General features: G+C 68.0%; 18 protein-coding genes. 10 read left to right on the forward strand and 8 right to left on the reverse strand.

Annotation, left to right across the window (positions count from 1 at the left end):
- Positions 1–7: 7 nt before the first annotated feature.
- Positions 8–922: a hypothetical protein gene (locus F8M74_RS20720; protein WP_141254036.1), complete on the forward strand. Its 915-nt coding sequence runs from the start codon at positions 8–10 to the stop codon at positions 920–922.
- 20 nt (positions 923–942) lie between these two features.
- Here the strand turns inward: F8M74_RS20720 and F8M74_RS20725 are convergent, their stop codons facing one another.
- Positions 943–1,848, reverse strand: coding sequence for a tetratricopeptide repeat protein (locus F8M74_RS20725; RefSeq protein WP_011550514.1), 906 nt, complete (start codon positions 1,846–1,848; stop codon positions 943–945).
- Positions 1,848–2,090: a hypothetical protein gene (locus F8M74_RS20730; RefSeq protein WP_013936442.1), complete on the reverse strand. Its 243-nt coding sequence runs from the start codon at positions 2,088–2,090 to the stop codon at positions 1,848–1,850. Before F8M74_RS20730 ends, F8M74_RS20725 begins: the two co-directional genes overlap by 1 nt.
- Positions 2,091–2,323: 233 nt before the next feature.
- Here F8M74_RS20730 and F8M74_RS20735 point away from each other — a divergent pair, with 233 nt between their 5' ends.
- On the forward strand, positions 2,324–3,151 hold the full coding sequence (locus F8M74_RS20735) for an SDR family NAD(P)-dependent oxidoreductase (RefSeq protein WP_141254035.1): 828 nt from the start codon (positions 2,324–2,326) through the stop codon (positions 3,149–3,151).
- 209 nt (positions 3,152–3,360) lie between these two features.
- Here F8M74_RS20735 and F8M74_RS20740 read toward each other — a convergent pair whose 3' ends face one another.
- The 5 genes from F8M74_RS20740 to lspA (F8M74_RS20760) form a co-directional block, all read right to left on the reverse strand.
- On the reverse strand, positions 3,361–3,747 hold the full coding sequence (locus F8M74_RS20740) for a hypothetical protein (protein ID WP_141254034.1): 387 nt from the start codon (positions 3,745–3,747) through the stop codon (positions 3,361–3,363).
- A gap of 230 nt (positions 3,748–3,977) precedes the next feature.
- Entirely contained in the window at positions 3,978–5,195 is a 1,218-nt protein-coding gene (locus tag F8M74_RS20745) for an MXAN_5187 C-terminal domain-containing protein (protein WP_141254033.1), read from the reverse strand.
- A 41-nt stretch (positions 5,196–5,236) separates the two neighbouring features.
- Positions 5,237–6,541, reverse strand: a complete 1,305-nt coding sequence (locus F8M74_RS20750; protein WP_141254032.1) for a prolipoprotein diacylglyceryl transferase — start codon at positions 6,539–6,541, stop codon at positions 5,237–5,239.
- A 93-nt stretch (positions 6,542–6,634) separates the two neighbouring features.
- Positions 6,635–7,243, reverse strand: coding sequence for a signal peptidase II (gene lspA / locus F8M74_RS20755; protein WP_141254031.1), 609 nt, complete (start codon positions 7,241–7,243; stop codon positions 6,635–6,637).
- A 33-nt stretch (positions 7,244–7,276) separates the two neighbouring features.
- Positions 7,277–7,873 (reverse strand): signal peptidase II, encoded by a 597-nt coding sequence (lspA, locus tag F8M74_RS20760; RefSeq protein ID WP_141254030.1) that lies wholly within the window; start codon positions 7,871–7,873, stop codon positions 7,277–7,279.
- 141 nt (positions 7,874–8,014) lie between these two features.
- On the opposite strand from lspA (F8M74_RS20760), the gene F8M74_RS20765 reads away from it, so the two are divergent.
- On the forward strand, positions 8,015–8,368 hold the full coding sequence (locus F8M74_RS20765; RefSeq protein WP_020478440.1) for a hypothetical protein: 354 nt from the start codon (positions 8,015–8,017) through the stop codon (positions 8,366–8,368).
- A 58-nt stretch (positions 8,369–8,426) separates the two neighbouring features.
- Here F8M74_RS20765 and F8M74_RS20770 read toward each other — a convergent pair whose 3' ends face one another.
- Complete coding sequence (locus F8M74_RS20770; RefSeq protein WP_141254029.1) at positions 8,427–9,812, reverse strand: endonuclease/exonuclease/phosphatase family protein; 1,386 nt, start codon at positions 9,810–9,812, stop codon at positions 8,427–8,429.
- Positions 9,813–10,050: 238 nt separating this feature from the next.
- Here F8M74_RS20770 and F8M74_RS20775 point away from each other — a divergent pair, with 238 nt between their 5' ends.
- The 7 genes from F8M74_RS20775 to F8M74_RS20805 all read left to right on the forward strand — a co-directional run bounded on the left by F8M74_RS20775 (position 10,051) and on the right by F8M74_RS20805 (position 18,915).
- Positions 10,051–10,809 (forward strand): Mut7-C ubiquitin/RNAse domain-containing protein, encoded by a 759-nt coding sequence (locus tag F8M74_RS20775; RefSeq protein ID WP_171410240.1) that lies wholly within the window; start codon positions 10,051–10,053, stop codon positions 10,807–10,809.
- A gap of 239 nt (positions 10,810–11,048) precedes the next feature.
- On the forward strand, positions 11,049–11,774 hold the full coding sequence (locus F8M74_RS20780) for a type II secretion system protein (RefSeq protein WP_141254028.1): 726 nt from the start codon (positions 11,049–11,051) through the stop codon (positions 11,772–11,774).
- Positions 11,771–12,244: a hypothetical protein gene (locus tag F8M74_RS20785; protein ID WP_141254027.1), complete on the forward strand. Its 474-nt coding sequence runs from the start codon at positions 11,771–11,773 to the stop codon at positions 12,242–12,244. Before F8M74_RS20780 ends, F8M74_RS20785 begins: the two co-directional genes overlap by 4 nt.
- Positions 12,244–16,497, forward strand: a complete 4,254-nt coding sequence (locus tag F8M74_RS20790; RefSeq protein WP_141254026.1) for a DUF4114 domain-containing protein — start codon at positions 12,244–12,246, stop codon at positions 16,495–16,497. Before F8M74_RS20785 ends, F8M74_RS20790 begins: the two co-directional genes overlap by 1 nt.
- Positions 16,498–16,502: 5 nt before the next feature.
- Positions 16,503–17,027, forward strand: a complete 525-nt coding sequence (locus F8M74_RS20795; RefSeq protein ID WP_216619959.1) for a prepilin-type N-terminal cleavage/methylation domain-containing protein — start codon at positions 16,503–16,505, stop codon at positions 17,025–17,027.
- Entirely contained in the window at positions 17,024–18,265 is a 1,242-nt protein-coding gene (locus F8M74_RS20800; RefSeq protein ID WP_228560266.1) for a PilW family protein, read from the forward strand. Before F8M74_RS20795 ends, F8M74_RS20800 begins: the two co-directional genes overlap by 4 nt.
- Positions 18,266–18,267: 2 nt before the next feature.
- Positions 18,268–18,915: a Tfp pilus assembly protein FimT/FimU gene (locus tag F8M74_RS20805; protein ID WP_141254024.1), complete on the forward strand. Its 648-nt coding sequence runs from the start codon at positions 18,268–18,270 to the stop codon at positions 18,913–18,915.

The raw sequence follows: 18,915 nt of genomic DNA on the forward strand, positions 1-18,915 counted from the left end.
CACGGCCATGCTTCACCTGACCCCACGGCGCACCCTCGACCTGGAGGCGCCCGTCGCGACAGGACGTCCGTCTCACGTCACCGCCTTGAGCGGACTGGTCCGCTCGGGCGACTGGCTCTACACCGTCGCGGATGAGCCGCTGCACCTGGCCGCGTTCCCCCTATCGAGGGCAAGTCCCGGTCATGGCGTGGTGCTCGTCGCGAACCACCAGCCCGACGCGTCTGTCTCCCTCAAGTCATCGCAGCCCGACCTGGAGGTGCCCTGCCTGCTGGCGCCCCAGGGCAGCGCGCCCCACGGTTCGCTGCTGATGCTGCCGTCCGGCATCTCCGCGGGCAGGCAGCGCGGCGCGCTGGTCGCCCTGGGCGCGGACGGCACCCTCGCGGGAGATGCCCGGGCCGTGGACGTCACGGCGCTGTACACCCAGATCAGCCGGGAGTTCGGACCGCTCCGCATCGCCGGGGCGGCGATGTCGGGGGGACTGATGCGGCTGCTCCAGCGCGGCAGCGGCGAGCCCGGCACCGACGCCCTCGTGGACCTGGACGCGGAGCGGGTGCTGCGCGGACTGGAAACCGGCGCGCTGGGCCCGGACGTGGTGCGCATGACGCGCCGCTGGGAGCTGGGACAGGCCGGAGGCATGCGGCTGTCCTTCACGGCGGCATCGCCGCTTCCTGGCGGGCGGATGGTCTTCACCGCGACCGCGGGGAGCACCGGCCCGACGGCAACCGTGGGCGGATCCGTCGTGGGCGTGCTGGCGCCGGATGGCTCGCCGCAGTTCCTCGACGCGCTGGAGGGCCACGTGACGGTGACGGGCGTGGATGCCCGGGTGGAACAGGGGCGCGTGCGGCTGCTCCTGGCGGCCCTCTCCGAAGATGGGGCGGGCCCCGCGAACCTGCTGGAAGCGACGCTGGACGTCCCGGCGTAGGGCGGCGTGTCCGCCCCGCGTCAGTCGTGCTCGTGCGCGGCTTCCTCGGGGCGGCCACCGACGGCCTCCAACGACGTGCGCGCAGGGCGGACGCGGTCGAAGGCCACCTCGCGCTGCCCCACGCCCGCGGCCGTGGTGTTGGCGATGCGCCGGCGCGCCCTCGCGATGTAGTCCTGCACCAGCGCGGGGTCGGGGTGTGTCTTCAGCGCATCCACCCACGTCTCGATGGCCTTCTCGTTCTCTCCGGCGTCGGCGCGCAGCTTGCCCATCTCAAAGAGGGCGTGCGGCGCCAGCTCGGAGTCCGGGAAGCGCGTGCGCAGGTCCGCGAAGGTGCGGGAGGCCTCCTGGCGGCGGCCCTCCATCATCGCGATGGCCTGGGCTTGGAGGTACAGGGCGTCATCCACGTAGGCGCTCGTGGGGAAGCGCTCCATGACTCGGCGGGTCTCCAGCTCGCACTGCTGATAGTCGCCCAGCTCGAAGTAGAGCTTGGTGACCAGGTAGTGCAGCTCCGCGCCCTGCGGTGGATTGAGCTTGAGGGCCGCGGTGAGCTGGTCGATGGCGCCGCGCAGGTCGCGGTAATGCACGCGCAGCAGGTCCGCCAGGATGATGCGGGACTCAAGCGCCTCCGGCGACTCGGGGCACTGCTGGATGAGCTCGCGGTAGACGCCCACCGCCTCCTTCACCTTGCGCTGCTCCAGCCAGTAGACATCCGCGGCCCCCTTGAGGGCGCGCGCGCGGAGCACCAGCGCCTCCGGTGAGGAGTCGTGGCGAAGCGCGTCGAAGGCCTTGCGGTACTCGACGAGCGCCTCGTCGGGCCGCTTCTCGAAGGTGGCGTCACGGGCCCGCTGGAGATGGTCCACGGGCTTGTCCCGGCACGCCGTGGCGGCCAGGGACAGCACGGCGAGCGCGAGCCGCAAGGACTTCATCAGTCGCAGGCCTCCGGTGTCACGGTGACGCACTTCGTGTCCTGACAGCGGACGCAGACTTCCACTGGCGAGACGTCGGTGACGCAGACGTTGACGCGCGAGGTGCGCGGGCAATCCTCGGACGTGACGCAGCGGTAGGGCTCCCCGCCATCACGCGTGATGTCGCTGGCCGTCGAGCCACAGACTTCCAAGTCGTTGCATCCGAAGAGGCCCACCGCGATGGCGGCGAACGCTCCGCACAAGGCGCGTCTCACGGCGGCGGTTGTACCCGGATTCGCCCGCGTCGTCACTGACGCCCCGCTCGCTTGCCTGGCGCTAGTAGCCGCGTTCGCGATTTTGGGACAGGGATGTCAGGTGTGTCATGGAGCACCCGGTGTCAGGGCCGCTCTGGGCGCTCGCGTCAAGGCGCAGCCGGGGTGATGGCGGCGAAGGCCGCGGCAGGGACATGCTGAACTCCATCGCTCCAACGACACGCATGAGCCTTCCATCCCATCCAAGAGCCGTCATCACCGGCGCAGGCAGCGGCCTTGGCCGCGCGCTCTGCGAGGAGCTCGCACGCAGACGGGCCCGCGTGCTCGTCACCGACATCAACGCCGCCTCCGCCGAGGAGACCGCGCTGCGCGTCACCCGCGCGGGAGGCGAAGCGCACGTCCATGTCTGTGACGTCACCGAGCCGGCCCAGGTCGAAGCCATGGCCGACGCCGCGGAGCGACTCCTGGGCGGCGTGGACCTGCTGGTCAACAACGCGGGCGTCGTCAGCGCGGGCCCAGTGGGCGAGCTGTCGCTCTCCGAATGGAAGCGCGTGCTGGACATCAACCTGTGGGGCGTCATCCACGGCTGCCATGTCTTCGTCCCCCGGATGCGCAGGCAGGGGTCCGGCCACATCCTCAACATCGCCTCGGCGGCGGGGCTCGTGTACGTGCCCGACCTGGCGGCCTACAACGTGTCCAAGGCAGGCGTGGTCGCGCTCTCCGAAACATTCCACGCCGAACTGAAGGCCACCGGCATCGGCGTCACCGTGGCGTGCCCCAGCTTCTTCCGCACCCGAATCGCCAGTGCGGGCCACTACACCAACGACACGCTTCGAACCCTCGCCGGCATGATGCTGGATGAAGCCCGCCTGGGCCCGGAGGTCGTCGCGCGCAGGCTCCTGAAGGCCGTGGACGCGCGAAGCCTCTACATCGTCCCCATGGCGGATGCGCGCTGGGGCTGGCGCCTGCGCCGCATGGCCCCCAGCCTCTTCCTCCGCGCCGTCGCCGCGATGGACCGCTCCGCTCGCGCGTGGCTTCTGCGACGACGCTGAGCCCCTTCAAGGCGCTGGCCGACAGAGGCCGCGCTCGATGAGGCTCGGCGGCAGCATCCCGTCCTCACCCGGCTTGCAGATGGGCTGCATCTCGCCACGCCCTTTCGTCGCTGTTCGTCCTGTCGCTGCGCCTGCGCGGTGGCCGCGAGGTGGAGATGTCCCGCCGCCAGTCGCAGCGCTTCCGCGAAAGGCTCAGCGTCTGAGCACCGTCAGTTGTTGCCGCGCGGCGCCTTGCCGGAAGTGAGCACCGCCTTGTCCACCGAGGCGACACCGCTGCCGCGCCGCTTGAGCTGACGCGCGCGGTCCTCCTGCTTCTTGTAGTGCTTCATCATCGCGACCATGTGCGGGTCGGACGTCTCGCAGTGCAGCTGCGTCACCTGCTGGTGGCGGCGGCCAAGCTCCTGCCACGTCTGGAGCATGGCCTGGTTGCCCAGGAGCCGCTCCTCGACGGAGTCGAGCACCGCGTCCATCGCTTCGCCTTCGGCCTCCAGCGCCGCGAGACGCTCCTGAGCCTCCTGAGAGGGCGACATGCACCCCGTGCCCAGGGAGAGTCCCATCGCCATGGAAAGCCCGAGCCACCTCCGCCGAATCCCCACGTCGCCTCCCGCAGTGTCTCGCGCCGCCCACCGGCCGCTTACGCGAAATGCAAGCTAGGGAGGCACCCCCGGGGCGACAACCCGCACAAGCAGCAGAGGCAGTCGTTCTTTCAGCAGGCGACGATTCCCGACACTGGTGGCGCGGGGGGCAGGTCGTCGGCGGAAGGGGGTGCGCACACACCTGCGTCCAGCCAACGACGTGCGGCCGCCCGCGCACTGTCCGGTGACGTCTACTTCGGCACGGCCTTGAGCGACGCCTTGCCGTCCTTGATGACGACCTTGAACTCCACCGCCTTCGCGTTGTGCTGCTTGAGCAGCTCCGGCACCTGCTTGCGCAACGTGGCCGCCACCGACTCGTAGGACAGCTTCGACGTGTCCTCCTGGCAGCGGCGCTTCGCGGTGACATACGCGTCGTAGACGGCACGCAGCTTGTCGTCCGCCAGCCCGCCTCCGCCGCTCGCCGAGGGAGGCCGGGACGCAGCGGAGGTAGGCGGCATCGAAGCGGGCCGCGACGGCGGAGGGACGTTGCCGGCCACGCCCGTGCCGGGAGCCTTCGACGGGGGAGCCATGCTCCCGGCGCCAGTGGCCACGGGCCGCGACGGAGGCGGCGTGCTGCTCGCGCCGACGGCAGAAGTCCTCGACGGAGGCTGCGTGCTGGCCACGGCGCCCGGTGCCTTCGCCGCCATGCCCGGCGGCGCCACCGACGTGCCGTGAGCAGGCGTGCCACCCACCGCGGACGTCACGGTGGGAAGACCACGCGACGGTGTCCCCGCCACGGGCGCCACGGAGGGAATGCCTGTCAGCGGCGCAACGGAGGGGGTGCCTCGCAGCGGCGTGCTTCCCACCGCGGGCATGAGGGGCGCGATGGCGGGCGTCAGCGGCGCGACCGCGGGCGTGCCCTTCGACGGCGCTCCACCCGTGGCCTGGAGAAAGCTGGAGGCCACCTGCGGCTCGTTGACGGGACGAGGGCGGATCAACTCCTCCACCTCCTCGAAGTCCATGTCGGAGATGTCCTCCGGCAGTTCGACCACGCCCTTCTGGCCCGCCGCGCCCGTCGAGCCGGCCTTCCGGCTCTCCGCGCGGCGGCGCGCCTTGAAGACATCACGGCGATAGGTGCCCGCTTCGATTTCCTGGAGCGTGCGCACCCACAGCCGTTCGTACGTGAGGAACTTGTTGTACAGGCCGGCGACGCGGAACTTGGCAGAGGTGCTGCGGATGAACGCACCCTTCAGCTTGTTCATCCGCTTCTTGAGGTCTTCGTGAGCGCGCGACGGCGCCTGACGCTCGTTGCCCAGGAAGTACTGTTCGTAGAGGTTGCGGAGGACGGCGACCTCCGCCTCCAGGACTTCGCACTCCTGGAGGACGGCCTCGCTGGAGCCGGGGTCGGCCGAGGTGGACCTGCCAGCGAAGCTCTTGGATGCGGACTGTCGGGCGTCGGGGGGCGGCATGACTCCTCAGAGTGTCCCCAAGAGGCCCGCGCGATTCAACCTCACGCAGCCGAGGGGGTAGGCCCCAGGCTTGCCGCCTCGCTCTCCCGGCGGCGGCCCTTCTGGGCAAGCAGCACCGCGCCAAAGGTGAACATGCACAGGGAGATGAACTGGCTGGTGGAGACATTGTACCACGCCTCCAGCGGCACCGCCGCCGCCAACTCCCCCGCCCCCAGCGACTGGAGCAGGCCATGCAGAGTGCCGCGCTCCACGTCCCCACGGAACAGCTCCACCGTGCTCCGCAGCACCGCGTAGGCCATCAGCCAGAACGCCAGGACGTGGCCATGGAAGCGGCGGTAGCGCCGGGCGTACAGCAGCCCCACGAAGAGCACCAGCTGCCCGACGGACTCGAAGAGCTGGGTGGGGTACACCCCCAGGGTGTGGCCCTGCTGCGCCACCCAATCTGAGATGCGCACCGCGCCAGGCGCGGCGTGGTGGAAGATTTCACCCGTAGCCTCCACGACGTACCGCGTGTCCTGGAGTTGGGACGAATACGCCAGGCTGGACGTGTTGCCCGAACTGCCCAGGAGGTCCTGCGCCACCCCGCTGCCGGGGAAGTGCACGGCGGTGGCGGCATGCGCGGGCGCCACGTCCCCCCAGCAGCACCCCGCGCTGAAGCACCCCAGGCGGCCCAGGCACTGGCCCAACGACACGGTGGGGATGCACACGTCGGCGAGGCGCCAGAAGTCCAGGCCATGCATCCGCGCGAACACGAACGCGGCCACGGACGCGCCAATCAGGCCGCCATAGAAGACGAGCCCTCCGCCCAGGGAGAACACCTGCGTCCAGTCACGGGCGTAGTCCTGCCAGTTCACGAGCACGAAGAGCAGCCGGCTCCCGCCGATACCGCCGAGCAGAATCCAGACCGTCATGTCCATGATTTGCTCGCGCTTCTTCGGCCCCTCCACGTCCACCCACGCCCCGTCCTTCAGCTCCAGCGTGCGCCATTCGTCCTGCGCCAGCCGGCCCGCCACCGTCACCGCGGTGATGAAGCCCAGGGCCAGCAGCAGGCCATAGGTGTGCACGGGGATGCCCTCGCCCTTGGCGCCCGGAAAGGCCCCGGGCGGCAGCGAGTACTGCAGGGCGAACCAGGCCAGCACCGCGCCCACGACGCCATACCCCGCGGCCCGCAGCAGCCGGTCTTGCGAGGACACTGGCGCGCGCGTGCCCGTCCGGGCATCCAGCTCACCCTCGGCGCTGCGCCAGCCGTTGAAGACGACGTAGCCCACCGTGCCCGCGGCCATCGCGTACAGCAGGAGCTGCGACCAGAGCGAAGTGAAGGTGAGATGGACGAGGACGGGGAGCATGGCAACGAAGGCTACCCTCGTTGCGCGGGCGGGACGACACGCATCCGCGCGTCCAGGCCCGGCCCGGCTGGCTGCTCGGCCCGATTCAGCGGTCTAGGCCTGGGTGGGGGCCTGGGCCGGCTTCTCCTTGCGGACGAAGGAGTCGACGATGAGCATGCCCACGCCAATGCAGATGGCCGCGTCGGCGACGTTGAAGGACGGGAAGGTCGCCTTGTCGAACCAGTGGACCTCGAGGAAGTCGATGACGAAGGCCCGGGCGACGCGGTCGATGTAGTTGCCCAGCGCGCCGCCCAGCACCAGCGGCAGCCCCCACAGCGCCCACTTCTCTTCCGGGTCCGTGCCGGTCAGCTTGCGGAAGTTGAAGGTGATGAGGATGAGCGCGCCAATAATGGCCACGTGGAAGAGCGGCACCCGCGCCTCCGGCGGCATGCTCCGGAACATGCCCCACGCGGCGCCCGGGTTCTCCAGGTAGCGGATGCGGAAGAGCGACTCCGAAACCTCGATGTGCCGCCGGGGCTGATAGTGCATCCCCGTGAAGCCCTTGGGGGGCGGCTCGGAGTACATCGCGGCCAGGCGCTCGCCCAGGCTCTCCTTGCCTTCCATCTGGGTGGTCAGCTCGCGGACGACGAGGTACTTCGTCCACTGGTCGAGCACGATGACGCCAAGGGTGACGGCGAGAAGGATGATGTATTTGCGCGGCACGGGCCGGGACTTATACCAGCCGCCGCCCGCCCGTCACGGATTGGGGCTTTTCGGCGCCAGCAGCGAGTCCAACAGCATGAGACTCACCCCGACGCTGATGGCCACGTCCGCCACGTTGAAGGTCGGCCAGCGCATCCCCGGCTGGTTGCGCCAATGCCAGTCGATGAAGTCAATGACGTAGCCACGCAACAACCGGTCCACGAAGTTGCCCAGCGCTCCACCCGTCACCAGCGCCAGGGCCACCCGGGCCAGCCGCTGGTCCATGGGCGTGCGCCGGTACATCACGAAGATGAAGCCCATGGCCGCCAGGCTCACCACGAGGAAGAAGAGGCGCCGCACGCCCTCGGGCATGTCGCCGAAGATGCCCCAGGCCGCGCCCGGGTTCTCCACGTAGCGGAAGTGCCAGTAGTCCTCGATGAAGCGATAGGGCCGCAACACCCGGTACGAGCCGTCCTCGGGCGGCGGGCGGTTGTCCAGGTTCTGCTCGGTGACGAAGCCCGTCACCCGCGACAGGCCCTCCCGCCCATCCAGGGCATCCGTCAGCCGAGAGACAGCCAGGTACTTGGTCACCTGGTCTGCGGCGAGCACCGCGACAATCACGAGGAGGACGAATCGATGGGAGGCTTTCATGTCGCGCGCCCTCCTCTATCCCGCTCCCCGGAGTCCTGACAACGAAGAGTGCCCACCCGCCCCTTCCTTGTCCGCTCGCTCCATCTCCCGGCCAGCACGGGTTTGGGGCATGGTGTCACCATGCCGCCTGTTGAGCCCGACGTGAATCCTTCAGTCTCCGACACGCCCCCACCCACCGAGGCCGCGACCAAGCCAGCGAAGCCCTCGCTGATGGCCCGCTTCAAGAACCTGATGCTCGAATTCGGGCCGCTGGCGCTGGTGGTGAACTACGTCATCTTCGGCTTGGTAGTCGTGGGCTTCTACGCCGCCATCGAGTTCGGCTTCCAGCCCAGCAGCACCGGCGAGAAGGCGGGCAGTTGGGCGGCGGCCTACGCGGCGTCGCAGGTGGTGAAGCCGCTGCGCCTGGCCGCGGTGTTCGTGCTCACGCCGCTCATCGCCCGGATTCCTCCCGTGGCGCGCTTCATCGAGCGGAACAAGCACAAGTGGAGCTTCTGAGCCGAGGCCCGCGGCGGCCCAGGATGGCCGCCGCGAACCCGCCAGAAAGGGCGTCCCTTCAGAAGTTGGGGACGAGGAAGTCCTTCACCACGCCCATGTGCTGCATGTTGGAGGAACTGCTGTCGCCGGACTGCACCGGGGCAATCTCCGACAGCGGCCGGTAGGTGCGGCTGTCGAGCACCAGCCCGTTGGGGAAGGTGCTGGAGCCAATGACGGTCGCCTGCTGGTACTGGCGCAGGTCCTGGTCCACCAGAACCTGGTCGTAGGGCTTGTTGCGGTTGCGGTTGGTGCCCGTGCTGCCGTTGTGGTCCGCCGGGTGCGGACCCGCCGTCGTCACGACCTGCCGGAAGGTGGCGAAGCAGGACTCGCTGAAGCTGTCCGTGTTCAGGTCGCCGCCGATGACGAGGTAGTCGTCCTCGGGAATCTGCGAGCGGACCTTGGTGACGATGGCCTGCGCCTCCGCGTTCCGGTTGCTGGAGCTGGACGTGAGCAGGTGCACGCTCACCGCCCAGAGGTCGCGGGGACCGGGGATGTCGATGCGCGCCCAGGCGAAGTCCCGGTTGGACACCTGCGGGTCGGGCCACTGGCCGGACTCGATGATGGGCCAGCGGCTGATGACGCCATTGGGAATCTGCGCGCCCGTCTCACGGGAGTAGTGGAAGCCCGGCGCAATCTGGTCCACCAGCGAGCGGAGGTCCGACGCCGAGTTGTTCCCGTAGTTGAACTCCTGCATCAGCACGATGTCCGGGTCCACGCCCTTGATGAGACGGATGCCGTGCCCCGGGTCGTAGGACTGGTAGTTGCCGCTGCTGAGGTTGGACGCCATCACCCGGATGGGGGTGTGGCCCGAGTCCGTGCCACCGTCAGTCCCCGCGTCGGTGCCGGCATCCGTGCCCGCGTCCGTACCGGCATCCGTGCCCGCGTCCGTACCAGCATCCGTGCCCGCGTCGGGCTCGGTGCCAGCATCCGGCTCCGGGTCCACGCCCGCGTCCGGCTCGGGGTCGGTGCCGGCATCCGGCTCCGGGTCCACGCCCGCGTCTTCTTCCTGGGTGCCGCCGTCCTCCAGGGCGCCGCCGTCCGTCTCCTCGTTCGAGCCGCCGTCCACGCCCGCGTCGTCGGTCGGCACGCACGCGTTGCTCGGCACGCAGTGGCCGCCCTCGGCACCCTCTCCGGACGAGGGGCAGCAGACCGCATCCGGGTGCTCGCACGCGGTCTGCGAATCACAGGCCCGGACGCACAGGTGGCGGTCATGGGACGCGACGAAGATGCAGGATTCGCCCTGCGAGCAGTCTTCCCTGGCGCCCTCGGGGCTGCACTCCGTCCAGAGAACCCCTCCATCCTCGAGCGGCTGCGGGACCTGAGGTGGGTTGCTCTCACCACACGCCAGGGAAAGAAGGGTGAGCGAAACCGCCGCGCACAGGAGGGAGGTGAGCGTCTTCTTCATGCTGTCGGACTCAGGAGTCGAGAGGGGGGGAAATCGCCGACGACACCCAGGTGCGGACGGCGGCGGGAGTATAGAAACCCTCGATGTGACGATCTTGTGACTTATGGCACAGCTGAACGATTTTATCTACGCAGTCACCCCGAAACGTCACGGGAAGTCTGGCGGACCCGTCACGGCAGTCACAGAAACATCCCCGTGAAGCACGGAGGGCCGCGACAACGTGGGCCGGAGGGTGGACATGGAACAGCCGAAGGCCCAGGTGACGATGCGCTTCCATGGCGCGCTGAATGACTTCCTGTCTCCCGCGCACCGGCATCAGACGTTCAGCCACGCGCTGAGAGGCCGCCCGTCGGTGAAGGACCTCATCGAGTCCTTGGGTCCGCCCCACCCGGAAGTGGATGTGGTGCGCGTGGACGGCGCAGCCGTGGACTTCACCCACCGGGTGCAGCCGGGCGCGTGCGTGGAGGTCTACCCCCCGTCCATGGTCGAGGCGCCCGGCGTCCGGGTGGGGCCTCCGCTCCAGGACACGCCCCGCTTCGTGCTCGACGTGGGGCTGGGACGGCTCGTGGGTTTCTTGCGGATGCTGGGCTTCGACGCCCTGTGGCGCAACGACTTCGCGGACGACACGCTCGCGCGGCTCTCGCATGACGAGGACCGCATCCTCCTCTCGCGTGACATCGGAGTGCTCAAGCGCGGCGAAGTCCTGCGTGGCTACTTCCCCCGCTCGACGGACCCGGCGGAGCAACTGGTCGAGGTGGTGCGCCGCTACGGGCTGACGTCCCGCATGCATCCCTTCTCGCGCTGCGTCGCCTGCAACGCCGCGCTGACCTCCGCCGAGCCGTCCGAGGTGGCCGGCCGCGTCCCCGAGCGCGTGGCGGAGCAGCACTCGCGCTTCCAGCAGTGTCCGGACTGCCAGCGCGTCTACTGGGCCGGCACGCACCACCAGCGAATGCAGGCCCTGGTGGACCGGCTGCGCGAGCTCGAAGGCGCCCCCTAGGCGTCCGGTTCGCTCAGAACATTGGAACCCGAGAAGTCACCAGCGCGTAACGGAAACCTCGCAAGCAATTGCAACTCCGCAACTCTTGCGAGGTCTCTTGAGACCCAACCCTGAGGTGCGACCCAAACGTTGCCCACAAGTTCCGGCCGGTTACAGTGCCGCCGCTCAGGCATGGCAATTGCCTAGTGAGTAACACTGGTATCGCCCTCACGGGCCGGAGTCCAAGGGAGTCCCGCGACATGGTGCAACGTCCCACAACCCGACGGCGGCAAGGTGGCTTCACGCTGCTGCTCGCCATGGGCGTCGTCACGATGGTCACCCTCGCGGTGCTCCTCAGCTACGGCGTGGTGAGCCGCGAGGCGGAAGTCCAGGGTGATGGCCGTCGCTACAAGGAGGCGTACTTCGCGGCGGAGGCGGGCCTGGCCGAGGGGCGCGAGGCGATGCGCATCCGGCTGGGGAGGAATCAGATGTACAACGACGCCCTCACCAGCATGGTGCAGGTCAACGAGCCAGGCCTGAACGGCGGAGCCCGGCCATACCTGGAGGTCCTCCCAGGCCCCGGCGGCCCTGGCACGTGGAACTCGCTGGCCATCAATGCAGCGGACCTTGCCCCTGGGGAGCGACAGAGTCCTGGCGGCGAGGCCTATGCGGCCTTCCCTCTTCAGCAGAACGTGCGCTACCGCGTGTTCGTTCGCGATGACGAAGACGACAACGGCGCCCCCGACGGGCTGACGGACCTCAACGGGCAGGTCTGGCTCATCGCCGTGGGCGAGGTGGTGGGCCCCGAGGGCAGCCGTCCCACGCGGGCGGTCATCCAGACACTCATCGCCAACGAGAACGCGCCTGCCGTCACCAGCCCCGGCACTGTGATGACGGGGGGCGGCTCCGACAACACCTACAACAGCGGGGGCAGTTCGCCCACCACCCGTGACAGGGTCACGACGCTCGAATCCGGCACCCCATGAAAAAACTTTCCCTGTTATCGCTCTTGCTGGTGCCTGGCCTGGCCGTTGGCGCCGCGAATGAAGGCAAGCTGGCCTTCGACAAGGCCTGTGCCCGCTGCCACGTCATCACGCCTCAGGCCCAGGGCAGCAGCGGCAAGAACGCGACCGCCGCGAAGAAGCCCGCCCCCATCAAGAAGCGCGGCCGAAACATTGATTTGGGTCCCCTCGTTCCTCAGCGCAGCCCCGAGCAACTTCGCACGTGGATCGCGGGTCCCACCCAGCTCAACCCCAAGACGACCTGCGACACGCGCCTGCTGCCCGCGGCCGACCGGGACCTGCTCATCAACTACCTGGCGGTCAGCATCCATCCGACTCCGCCTTCGCGTGAGGAGCTGCTGCGTCAGCAGCTCAAGGAAGACCTCGCCGCGAGCCGTGCGCAGAAGCAACGCAAGGCCAATGACTCGTCCCGCCGTTCCCAGGGGAAGAAGTGATGCGCACCCTTATCCAGACGCTCGCTGCGTTCGCATTGCTGGCCGCGCCGGTCGCCTATGCCCAGACGACCCCGGAAACCCCGGCCAAGTTGTGCGAAGACCAGCTCGACCAGAACAAGCAGCCGGAGTTCAGTGATGAGAACCTGGAGATCCAGGCGTCGACCATGCTCATCACCGAGGACAATCCAGCCCGGCTCCGGCTCAACACGAACCGCACGGCGCTGAACTCCGAGCACATCTTCTTCCCGTTCGACCAGAACGTCACCATCAGCTACGTGTACGAGTCCGCCGGCGCCTCGCACTCGCTCGGCTATGTCTACATGGACGACCTGCGAGAGCGCGGGTACGTCGATGCCAACGGCAACCTGCTCGACACCAACAACAACGGCATCCTGGATCTGCACGAGGACCTGTTCAACCTCGCGCCCCGGAGCGGCGCCAAGTCCCGCCCCTATATCGGCGGTACCCGTCGCTGTACGCGAAACTTCACCTCGGACGGAGAGACGTACAACCAGCCTGAGCTGGCGATGAACGCGGGTTGCGGCAACACGTTCCAGGAGAACATCGACCTGGCGGATGCCCGGCCCGGCCTTGGCGGCGAATGGAATCGGACAGACCAGATTGGCAACTTCGCCTCGGATCCCATCACCGACCTCAGCTTCTCTGATGGAGGCCTCTTCCCCCACCTGCCCAACCTCTTGGAGCCCCCCTCGGCGGCCAACGGCAACATGGGATTGGGGCGCATGGTGTTCCTGCTCGCCGACGATGATGACGGCACCGCCACCTACCGGAACCTGGCGCCCGTGAAGGATGAAGGCGACTTCTCAGAAGGCATCCCGGACTACGACGTCTCCGCGTATGACCCGCGAGGCCTGCCGCGCGCCGGCGCCAATCCGGACGATGGCATCACGGCCTATGACCGAACCGTGGACATGGGAATGATTGAAGGTGGCAAGGAAGTCATCTTCTTCATCGCCGTCTATTACCAGAGCAACCATGGCCCCCGCGAAGGCTATGTCTTCCCCTGCCTGAAGCAGGACCCGGATGGCCGGTGCGCGCTGCACCTGCGCACGTCCATCAACGTCTTCTTCTCCAAGTCCGCTTGGAACATGGACCAGAACCCCGAGGGCGGCACGGTTGTCGCCGAGCGCAACATCGGGTGCCAGTATCTGGAGGGCTGCAACCGGGACAACCCCGCCAGCACGCCCGCGCAGGCCTGCCGGGTCCAGGGCACCAACGAGTACTACTGCGGCTGGCTGGACGGCCCCATCGACGAGTGGGGCACCACGCTGTACCGCCTGGCGAACGACGAACTCTACGGCAACCTCGTGATGCCCATGGAGAAGGTGACGATTCCCCGTCCCCCGGGCGTGCGCAACCCCATGCCTCACGTCATCGTGGGCGCACCCACCACGGACCCCTTCCGCTGGATTCTGGGCTTCGAGGACATCCCCGGCGGTGGTGACCGCGACTTCAACGACGTGGTGTTCGTGGTCAACAAGCAGAACGGCGGTAGCACGCGCTCGGCCACGGTGTCCGGCGACCTCTCGCCAGACATCGCCAACGACTTCGTCATCACCAAGGTGCGCTTCAAGCGCCAGGACGACTTCGCGCCCCAGCCGCGCACATGCTCCGGTGGAGCGCCCTGCTTCTCCGAGGATGTCCCGGGCGCCTGCACGCCGGAGGATGGCCCCGAGCCCACCATCACCTATTCGCTGGCGGTGGACTGCCGTATCTGTGAGCCCAATCCGGACACGGGCGAGATGGAGTGCGTCCCCAACCCGGAGCAGCCCACCTGGTTCCCGGTGGTCTTCCCCGAGACGACGCCGCCCACCCAGGAGGTGGAGCTGGACATCATGGCCATGGGCTTCACGGGCTCCCAGCTCTGCTGGAAGGTGGACATCACCAGCCCCAACGAGCTGTGCCGCCCCATCATCGATGACGTCGAGGTGGGCTATCAGGCCGTCCGTGCCGGCAGCTACTCGCGCGCCTCCCCGTCCACGGTGGGTAACGCCATCGTCTGGGGCGTGAACGAGACACCGGGCAGCGCCTGGGGCCGGGCCGGCACCTGGCCAGGCAACGGCATGCCGGCGCCGGGGGTCCGGGCCTATGACGGCAACAAGGACTTCACGGTCCGCGGGCGACTCCACTTCCGCACGCTCTATGATCCGGAGAACCCCGTCAGCGGCACCGCTGGCGAGAGGGAACGCTGGGACGCGGGCCGGGTGATGGCGCTGTCCTTTGGCACAAGCGGAAGCGGCTCCGACCCGCTCGCTCGAAAGCTCTTCACGATGAACGAGTCGGGCAACCGCAGCACGATCTCTGACCTGATGACGGACACGAGCAGCACCAGTCCGCTCTTCCCGGACGCGCTCTGCGACCTGGAGCAGAACGGCCGGTACCTGTACGACCTCAACAACGACGGCAAGTGCGGCACGCCCTCCATCACCGCTCCCGATAAACGCGTGGAGGGCCCCGACAACGATCGCAACTTCTTCAGGGAGTGGTTGTATGGCTGGGAGAAACGCCTCAACGGCAGCCACCGTCGGCCCTGGGCGTTGGGTGGCATCAACATGTCCACCGTCGCCATCAGCGTGCCGCCGTACCTCGACGGATGGGCCCTGAACGCTCGCGCGGGAGAGATGGACCTGTACCGCCGCAACTTCATGGAGCCGCTCGCCGAACGGCCGACGGTGGCCTACGTCGGCACCATGAACGGTTACCTGCACGCCTTCGATGCGGGCGCGTTCCGCAACTCCACCCACGACGAGTGCCTTCCGAATTCGCCCCAGGTACGCGGCTACTTCGACACCACCGGAACGTGTGCGGGCCCCGGCAGCATCAATCAGCGGAACTATGGCTCAGGCGCTGATCGCTTCACGTACATGCCGCGCATGCTGCTGGAGCGCTATCGCAACCTCTACGTGCGCTTCAATGGCTCGGGCAACCTGGCCAGGCCCGCGATGGATGCCTCACCCAGCCTCGCCAACGTGGACTTCGGCATCAATGGGGAGTTCGAGTGGAAGCCCATGACCTCCGCGTCGAAGACGGAGGGCGCCAAGACGGTGCTCGTCAGCGCGTCCGGAAAGAACAGCCCCGCCGTCGTCGCGCTCGACATCACCAACCCCAATGACGCCTGGTACCCCTTGCCGCTCTGGGAGTTCAACCTCCGCGACACCAGCATCGACCACGCGTTCTCCACGGCGAAGCTGGCCGACCCCAGCGTCGAAATCCCGGACAACTCTGGCTCGAGCCATGCGCCCTCGATTGGCCGCCTGAAGTGGGGCTCGGAGGCCGAGGGGAAGTGGGCCGCCATCGTGGGCACGGATTACGTTCCGGCGTCGCCGACACACGCCGGTGCGCTCTATCTCATCGACCTGAAGACGGGGCAGCCGCTCAACTTCGGCGCGTCGCCCGGCGGAGCCAGGGCCGGCATCATCACCCTGGACCGGGGCTCCGGCATCGCCGCGGAGACCGCACTCGTGGACATCGACCGCGATGGTAACTACGACGTCATGTACGTGCCCACCACGGCGGGCAGCGTCTACCGCATCAATCTGGACCAGGTGAGTACCGGTGGACCGCTGGGTCGCAAGGTGAAGACCTGCAGGATTGCCAGTGCGCCGTACACGCTGGCGAGCCACCCGGACGCCGCGACGGGACAGGACCCCATCTACCAGCAGATTCACTCCAACCTGGGTGTGAACGTCCTCCGCAACGGCGGCAGCCCCGTGGTGCGCTTCTACTTCGGCACGGGAGACAACCCGGACGAGTTCTCCGATGGTCCGCCGAACAAGGACAGCTACCGCTACCATCTGCTGGCCTTCGAGGATTCCGACCCCACCGGCCGGGAGGCGTGCGAACTGCTGGAGCCCCTGTGGGTGCAGAAACTGGACCCGGGCCAGGCGGTGTGGGGTGGCGTGGCCCTGGCGGCAGACAAGGTCTATGCGACCACCGCCGTGGGCGCCGCGGCGGACATCTGCAACCTGAGCGAGACCGAGAGTGGCCGCTTCTACGAGTCCGGACTGCTTCCGGATGGCAACAACCCGCCCGCCATGACCAGCGCGTCGCTCGGCGGGCATGCGGTGAATGCGCCCGTGGTGCATGACGGGCACATCTTCATTCCCAAGGCCCAGGGCGACGTCGACGTGTTGGGCGATGGAACCTACAACACCGGCTCCATCGCTGGCGGGGCGGCACGCTCGAAGGTGCTCATCTACGCCCCCAGCCCGGACGGGAGGATTCAGCAGTGAATTCCATGAAGCGGCGCCAGCACGCCCGGGGCATCACGCTCCTGGAGGTGCTGGCCACCATGGCCATCCTGCTGCTGGGCATCGGCGCGGCGATGCTGGTCGTGACCCAGACCAGCTACTCCAACCGCCGCAGCCTCAGTGCGACGCAGGCGCAGCTCATCGCCGAGCAGGCCCTGGAGAACATCACCATGCTGGGCTGCTCTCTGGACCCGCCGTGCCTCAATCTGGTGGGCCTGGATGAGACCTTCACCGTCTTCCAGACGAGCGCGGGGGAACTGAGCCGCGTGGCGCCCGCGAACCCGGAGGTCATCGCGCGTGCATACCAGGTCGTCGTGGATGTGGACCTCCCCTCGCAAGTCACCACCATCGAGCCAGGCTCCGTCGTTCCGGCGGACCTCACCCGAGACCTGGTCCCAGGGACTCCCGACTCCCGGGGGAACGTCGCCCACGTGCGCGTCCTGGTGAGCTGGCAGGAACAGGAGCGCAGCGACCGTCAGGTGGTGATGCTTCAGACCAGGGTGGCTCCGTGAAGCGTTCTTCCATGCGGATTCAGCGCGGGGCCCGCCGCGGCTTCACGTTGCTCGAGGTGATGATTGCGAGCGCCATTGGCCTCATCGTGCTTGGAGCGGGCCTGGTGGCCGCCATGCAGATGCAGCGCCGTGCTCTCTTCGAGGAACAGACGATGCTGGCCCAGGTCACCGGGCGCACGGTGAAGGAGTTGATTGCCGCTGACCTTCAACGCGCCGGCGCGGGCATGGGGAACAGCCGCATCACGTTCCATGACATGCGTGTGCAAACGGCGATCCAGGTGTGGACCGAGCCGGACTTGGCGGCGGCGGACGCAACTCGCCCCTTCCCTGAGGATCCGGGCTTCGCGCTCCCTCCCGCAGGCCCACTTGAAGAATCCGTGTCGGACGTGCTGCAGCTTCACTGGGGGGACACACGCGGCATGGTCACGATGGCGCCGTGCGGTGGCCCTCCTCCTCCGGCGACGGGCACCGCGCGTTCCGGTGTTCAGGGCTTCTGCACGTCCATGAACCCGTCCACAAGGCTCCAGCCAACGACCACCCCGTGGGTTCCTGCCTTCGTCGTCAATCCCAACAAGGACATCGCGTGCCATGTGCGCGTCACCAATGTGGACACGGGCAGCAACGTCATCACGGCTGAGCCAGGATTCGGCACGGACAATACAAACAACGGCCCCTGTGCGGAGCCGGCTGACTCGAGATGGAGCGTCAATGATCCCCGTGAGGATACCTGGCGCATCATGCAGGCCCAGAGCGCGACCTACCGGGTGAACTGGGCCAGTGGAACTCCGACGCTGGAGTACCTGGGCCCGAACGCGGAGAACTGGGTGGTCTTGAGTCGGGATGTCGAGAGCCTCAAGGTGCGGCTGGGTGTCGCGGCCATCGCAGAGCCGTTCGGCGGCATGCGCTGGTTCCCGGATAGAGAGAACGGTCGGCCCTTTCCCTTGGATGAATGCACCATCGACAATTGTCCCATCGAAGTGCATCCGAACGAGAGCGGAGCCCCCACAACGAACGATGAATTGCGCCTCCGCTTGAGGCAACGCATCCGTGAGGTGGAGGTCACCCTGGTCGTCCGCACGCCGCGGGCGGACCGCGAGGCCTTCAACCCGAACGAGCCCATCCGCCTGGACGCGGAAGAATTCCCGATTGACGGCTTCAAGCGACGCACCTTCACCTTCCGGGTGACGCTCCGGAACTTCGCGGCAGGCAGCCTGCAGCCCCGCCTGACGGAAAATTGAGCATGAGGCACACACGCGGAATCACATTGCTGGAGATGATGGTCACGGTGGCCATCGCCTCCATCCTGCTCGCCGCGGCGCTGATGGGCATCCAGACGCCCGTCAACCGTCAACGCGAGAATGAGGCCACGCGCGAGCTGTGGGCCTCCACGCTCCGTGCCCGGCAGCGCGCCCTCTCCACCAACCAGCCCGTGCGCATCGTCGTGGAGGAGAACGTCCCTCGCGGCGATGGAACCTCGCGCACGGTGGCCCGGTGGGAACAGCTCCGGTGCGACAATGAATGGGACAACGCGGGCTGCCCCGCGAACGGCTGTGAAAACACCACCTGCCGCGCCAACCCGGACTGCTGCAGCGAGGTGGGTCAGGACATCGTCATCCCCGTCTCCATGAACGCGGCTGCGATTCACGGGCTCTGCTACATGCCCGGCTCTGGCCGCCCCGTGAGCCCAGGCAACCTGACCTGCATGCGGGACTTTCTCGATGACCTGCCCGCGCTGGACGCCGCGGCCCCAGGCAACCTCCGCTTCGACTTCACGTCGGGCCGGCCGCGCAGCCTCATCCGGGTGGAGCCACGGACGGGCCTCGCCAATGTGATGGACTGCAACCCCCACGCATCGACCCAGAACCAGGTCGTCGAGTGCGTGAACTGA

The organism is Myxococcus sp. CA023 (genome assembly GCF_010998615.1).
Taxonomy (GTDB): Bacteria; Myxococcota; Myxococcia; order Myxococcales; family Myxococcaceae; genus Myxococcus.

What these genes read in the sequence shown, in the direction of transcription:
- F8M74_RS20775 (WP_171410240.1), top strand. Translation starts at nt 10,051, where the DNA reads ATGGAACAGCCGAAGGCCCAGGTGACGATGCGCTTCCATGGCGCGCTG.
- F8M74_RS20750 (WP_141254032.1), bottom strand. Translation starts at nt 6,541, where the DNA reads ATGCTCCCCGTCCTCGTCCATCTCACCTTCACTTCGCTCTGGTCGCAG.
- F8M74_RS20735 (WP_141254035.1), top strand. Translation starts at nt 2,324, where the DNA reads ATGAGCCTTCCATCCCATCCAAGAGCCGTCATCACCGGCGCAGGCAGC.
- F8M74_RS20745 (WP_141254033.1), bottom strand. Translation starts at nt 5,195, where the DNA reads ATGCCGCCCCCCGACGCCCGACAGTCCGCATCCAAGAGCTTCGCTGGC.
- lspA (WP_141254030.1), bottom strand. Translation starts at nt 7,873, where the DNA reads ATGAAAGCCTCCCATCGATTCGTCCTCCTCGTGATTGTCGCGGTGCTC.
- F8M74_RS20770 (WP_141254029.1), bottom strand. Translation starts at nt 9,812, where the DNA reads ATGAAGAAGACGCTCACCTCCCTCCTGTGCGCGGCGGTTTCGCTCACC.
- F8M74_RS20790 (WP_141254026.1), top strand. Translation starts at nt 12,244, where the DNA reads ATGCGCACCCTTATCCAGACGCTCGCTGCGTTCGCATTGCTGGCCGCG.
- F8M74_RS20780 (WP_141254028.1), top strand. Translation starts at nt 11,049, where the DNA reads ATGGTGCAACGTCCCACAACCCGACGGCGGCAAGGTGGCTTCACGCTG.
- F8M74_RS20795 (WP_216619959.1), top strand. Translation starts at nt 16,503, where the DNA reads ATGAAGCGGCGCCAGCACGCCCGGGGCATCACGCTCCTGGAGGTGCTG.
- F8M74_RS20725 (WP_011550514.1), bottom strand. Translation starts at nt 1,848, where the DNA reads ATGAAGTCCTTGCGGCTCGCGCTCGCCGTGCTGTCCCTGGCCGCCACG.
- F8M74_RS20805 (WP_141254024.1), top strand. Translation starts at nt 18,268, where the DNA reads ATGAGGCACACACGCGGAATCACATTGCTGGAGATGATGGTCACGGTG.
- F8M74_RS20720 (WP_141254036.1), top strand. Translation starts at nt 8, where the DNA reads ATGCTTCACCTGACCCCACGGCGCACCCTCGACCTGGAGGCGCCCGTC.
- F8M74_RS20785 (WP_141254027.1), top strand. Translation starts at nt 11,771, where the DNA reads ATGAAAAAACTTTCCCTGTTATCGCTCTTGCTGGTGCCTGGCCTGGCC.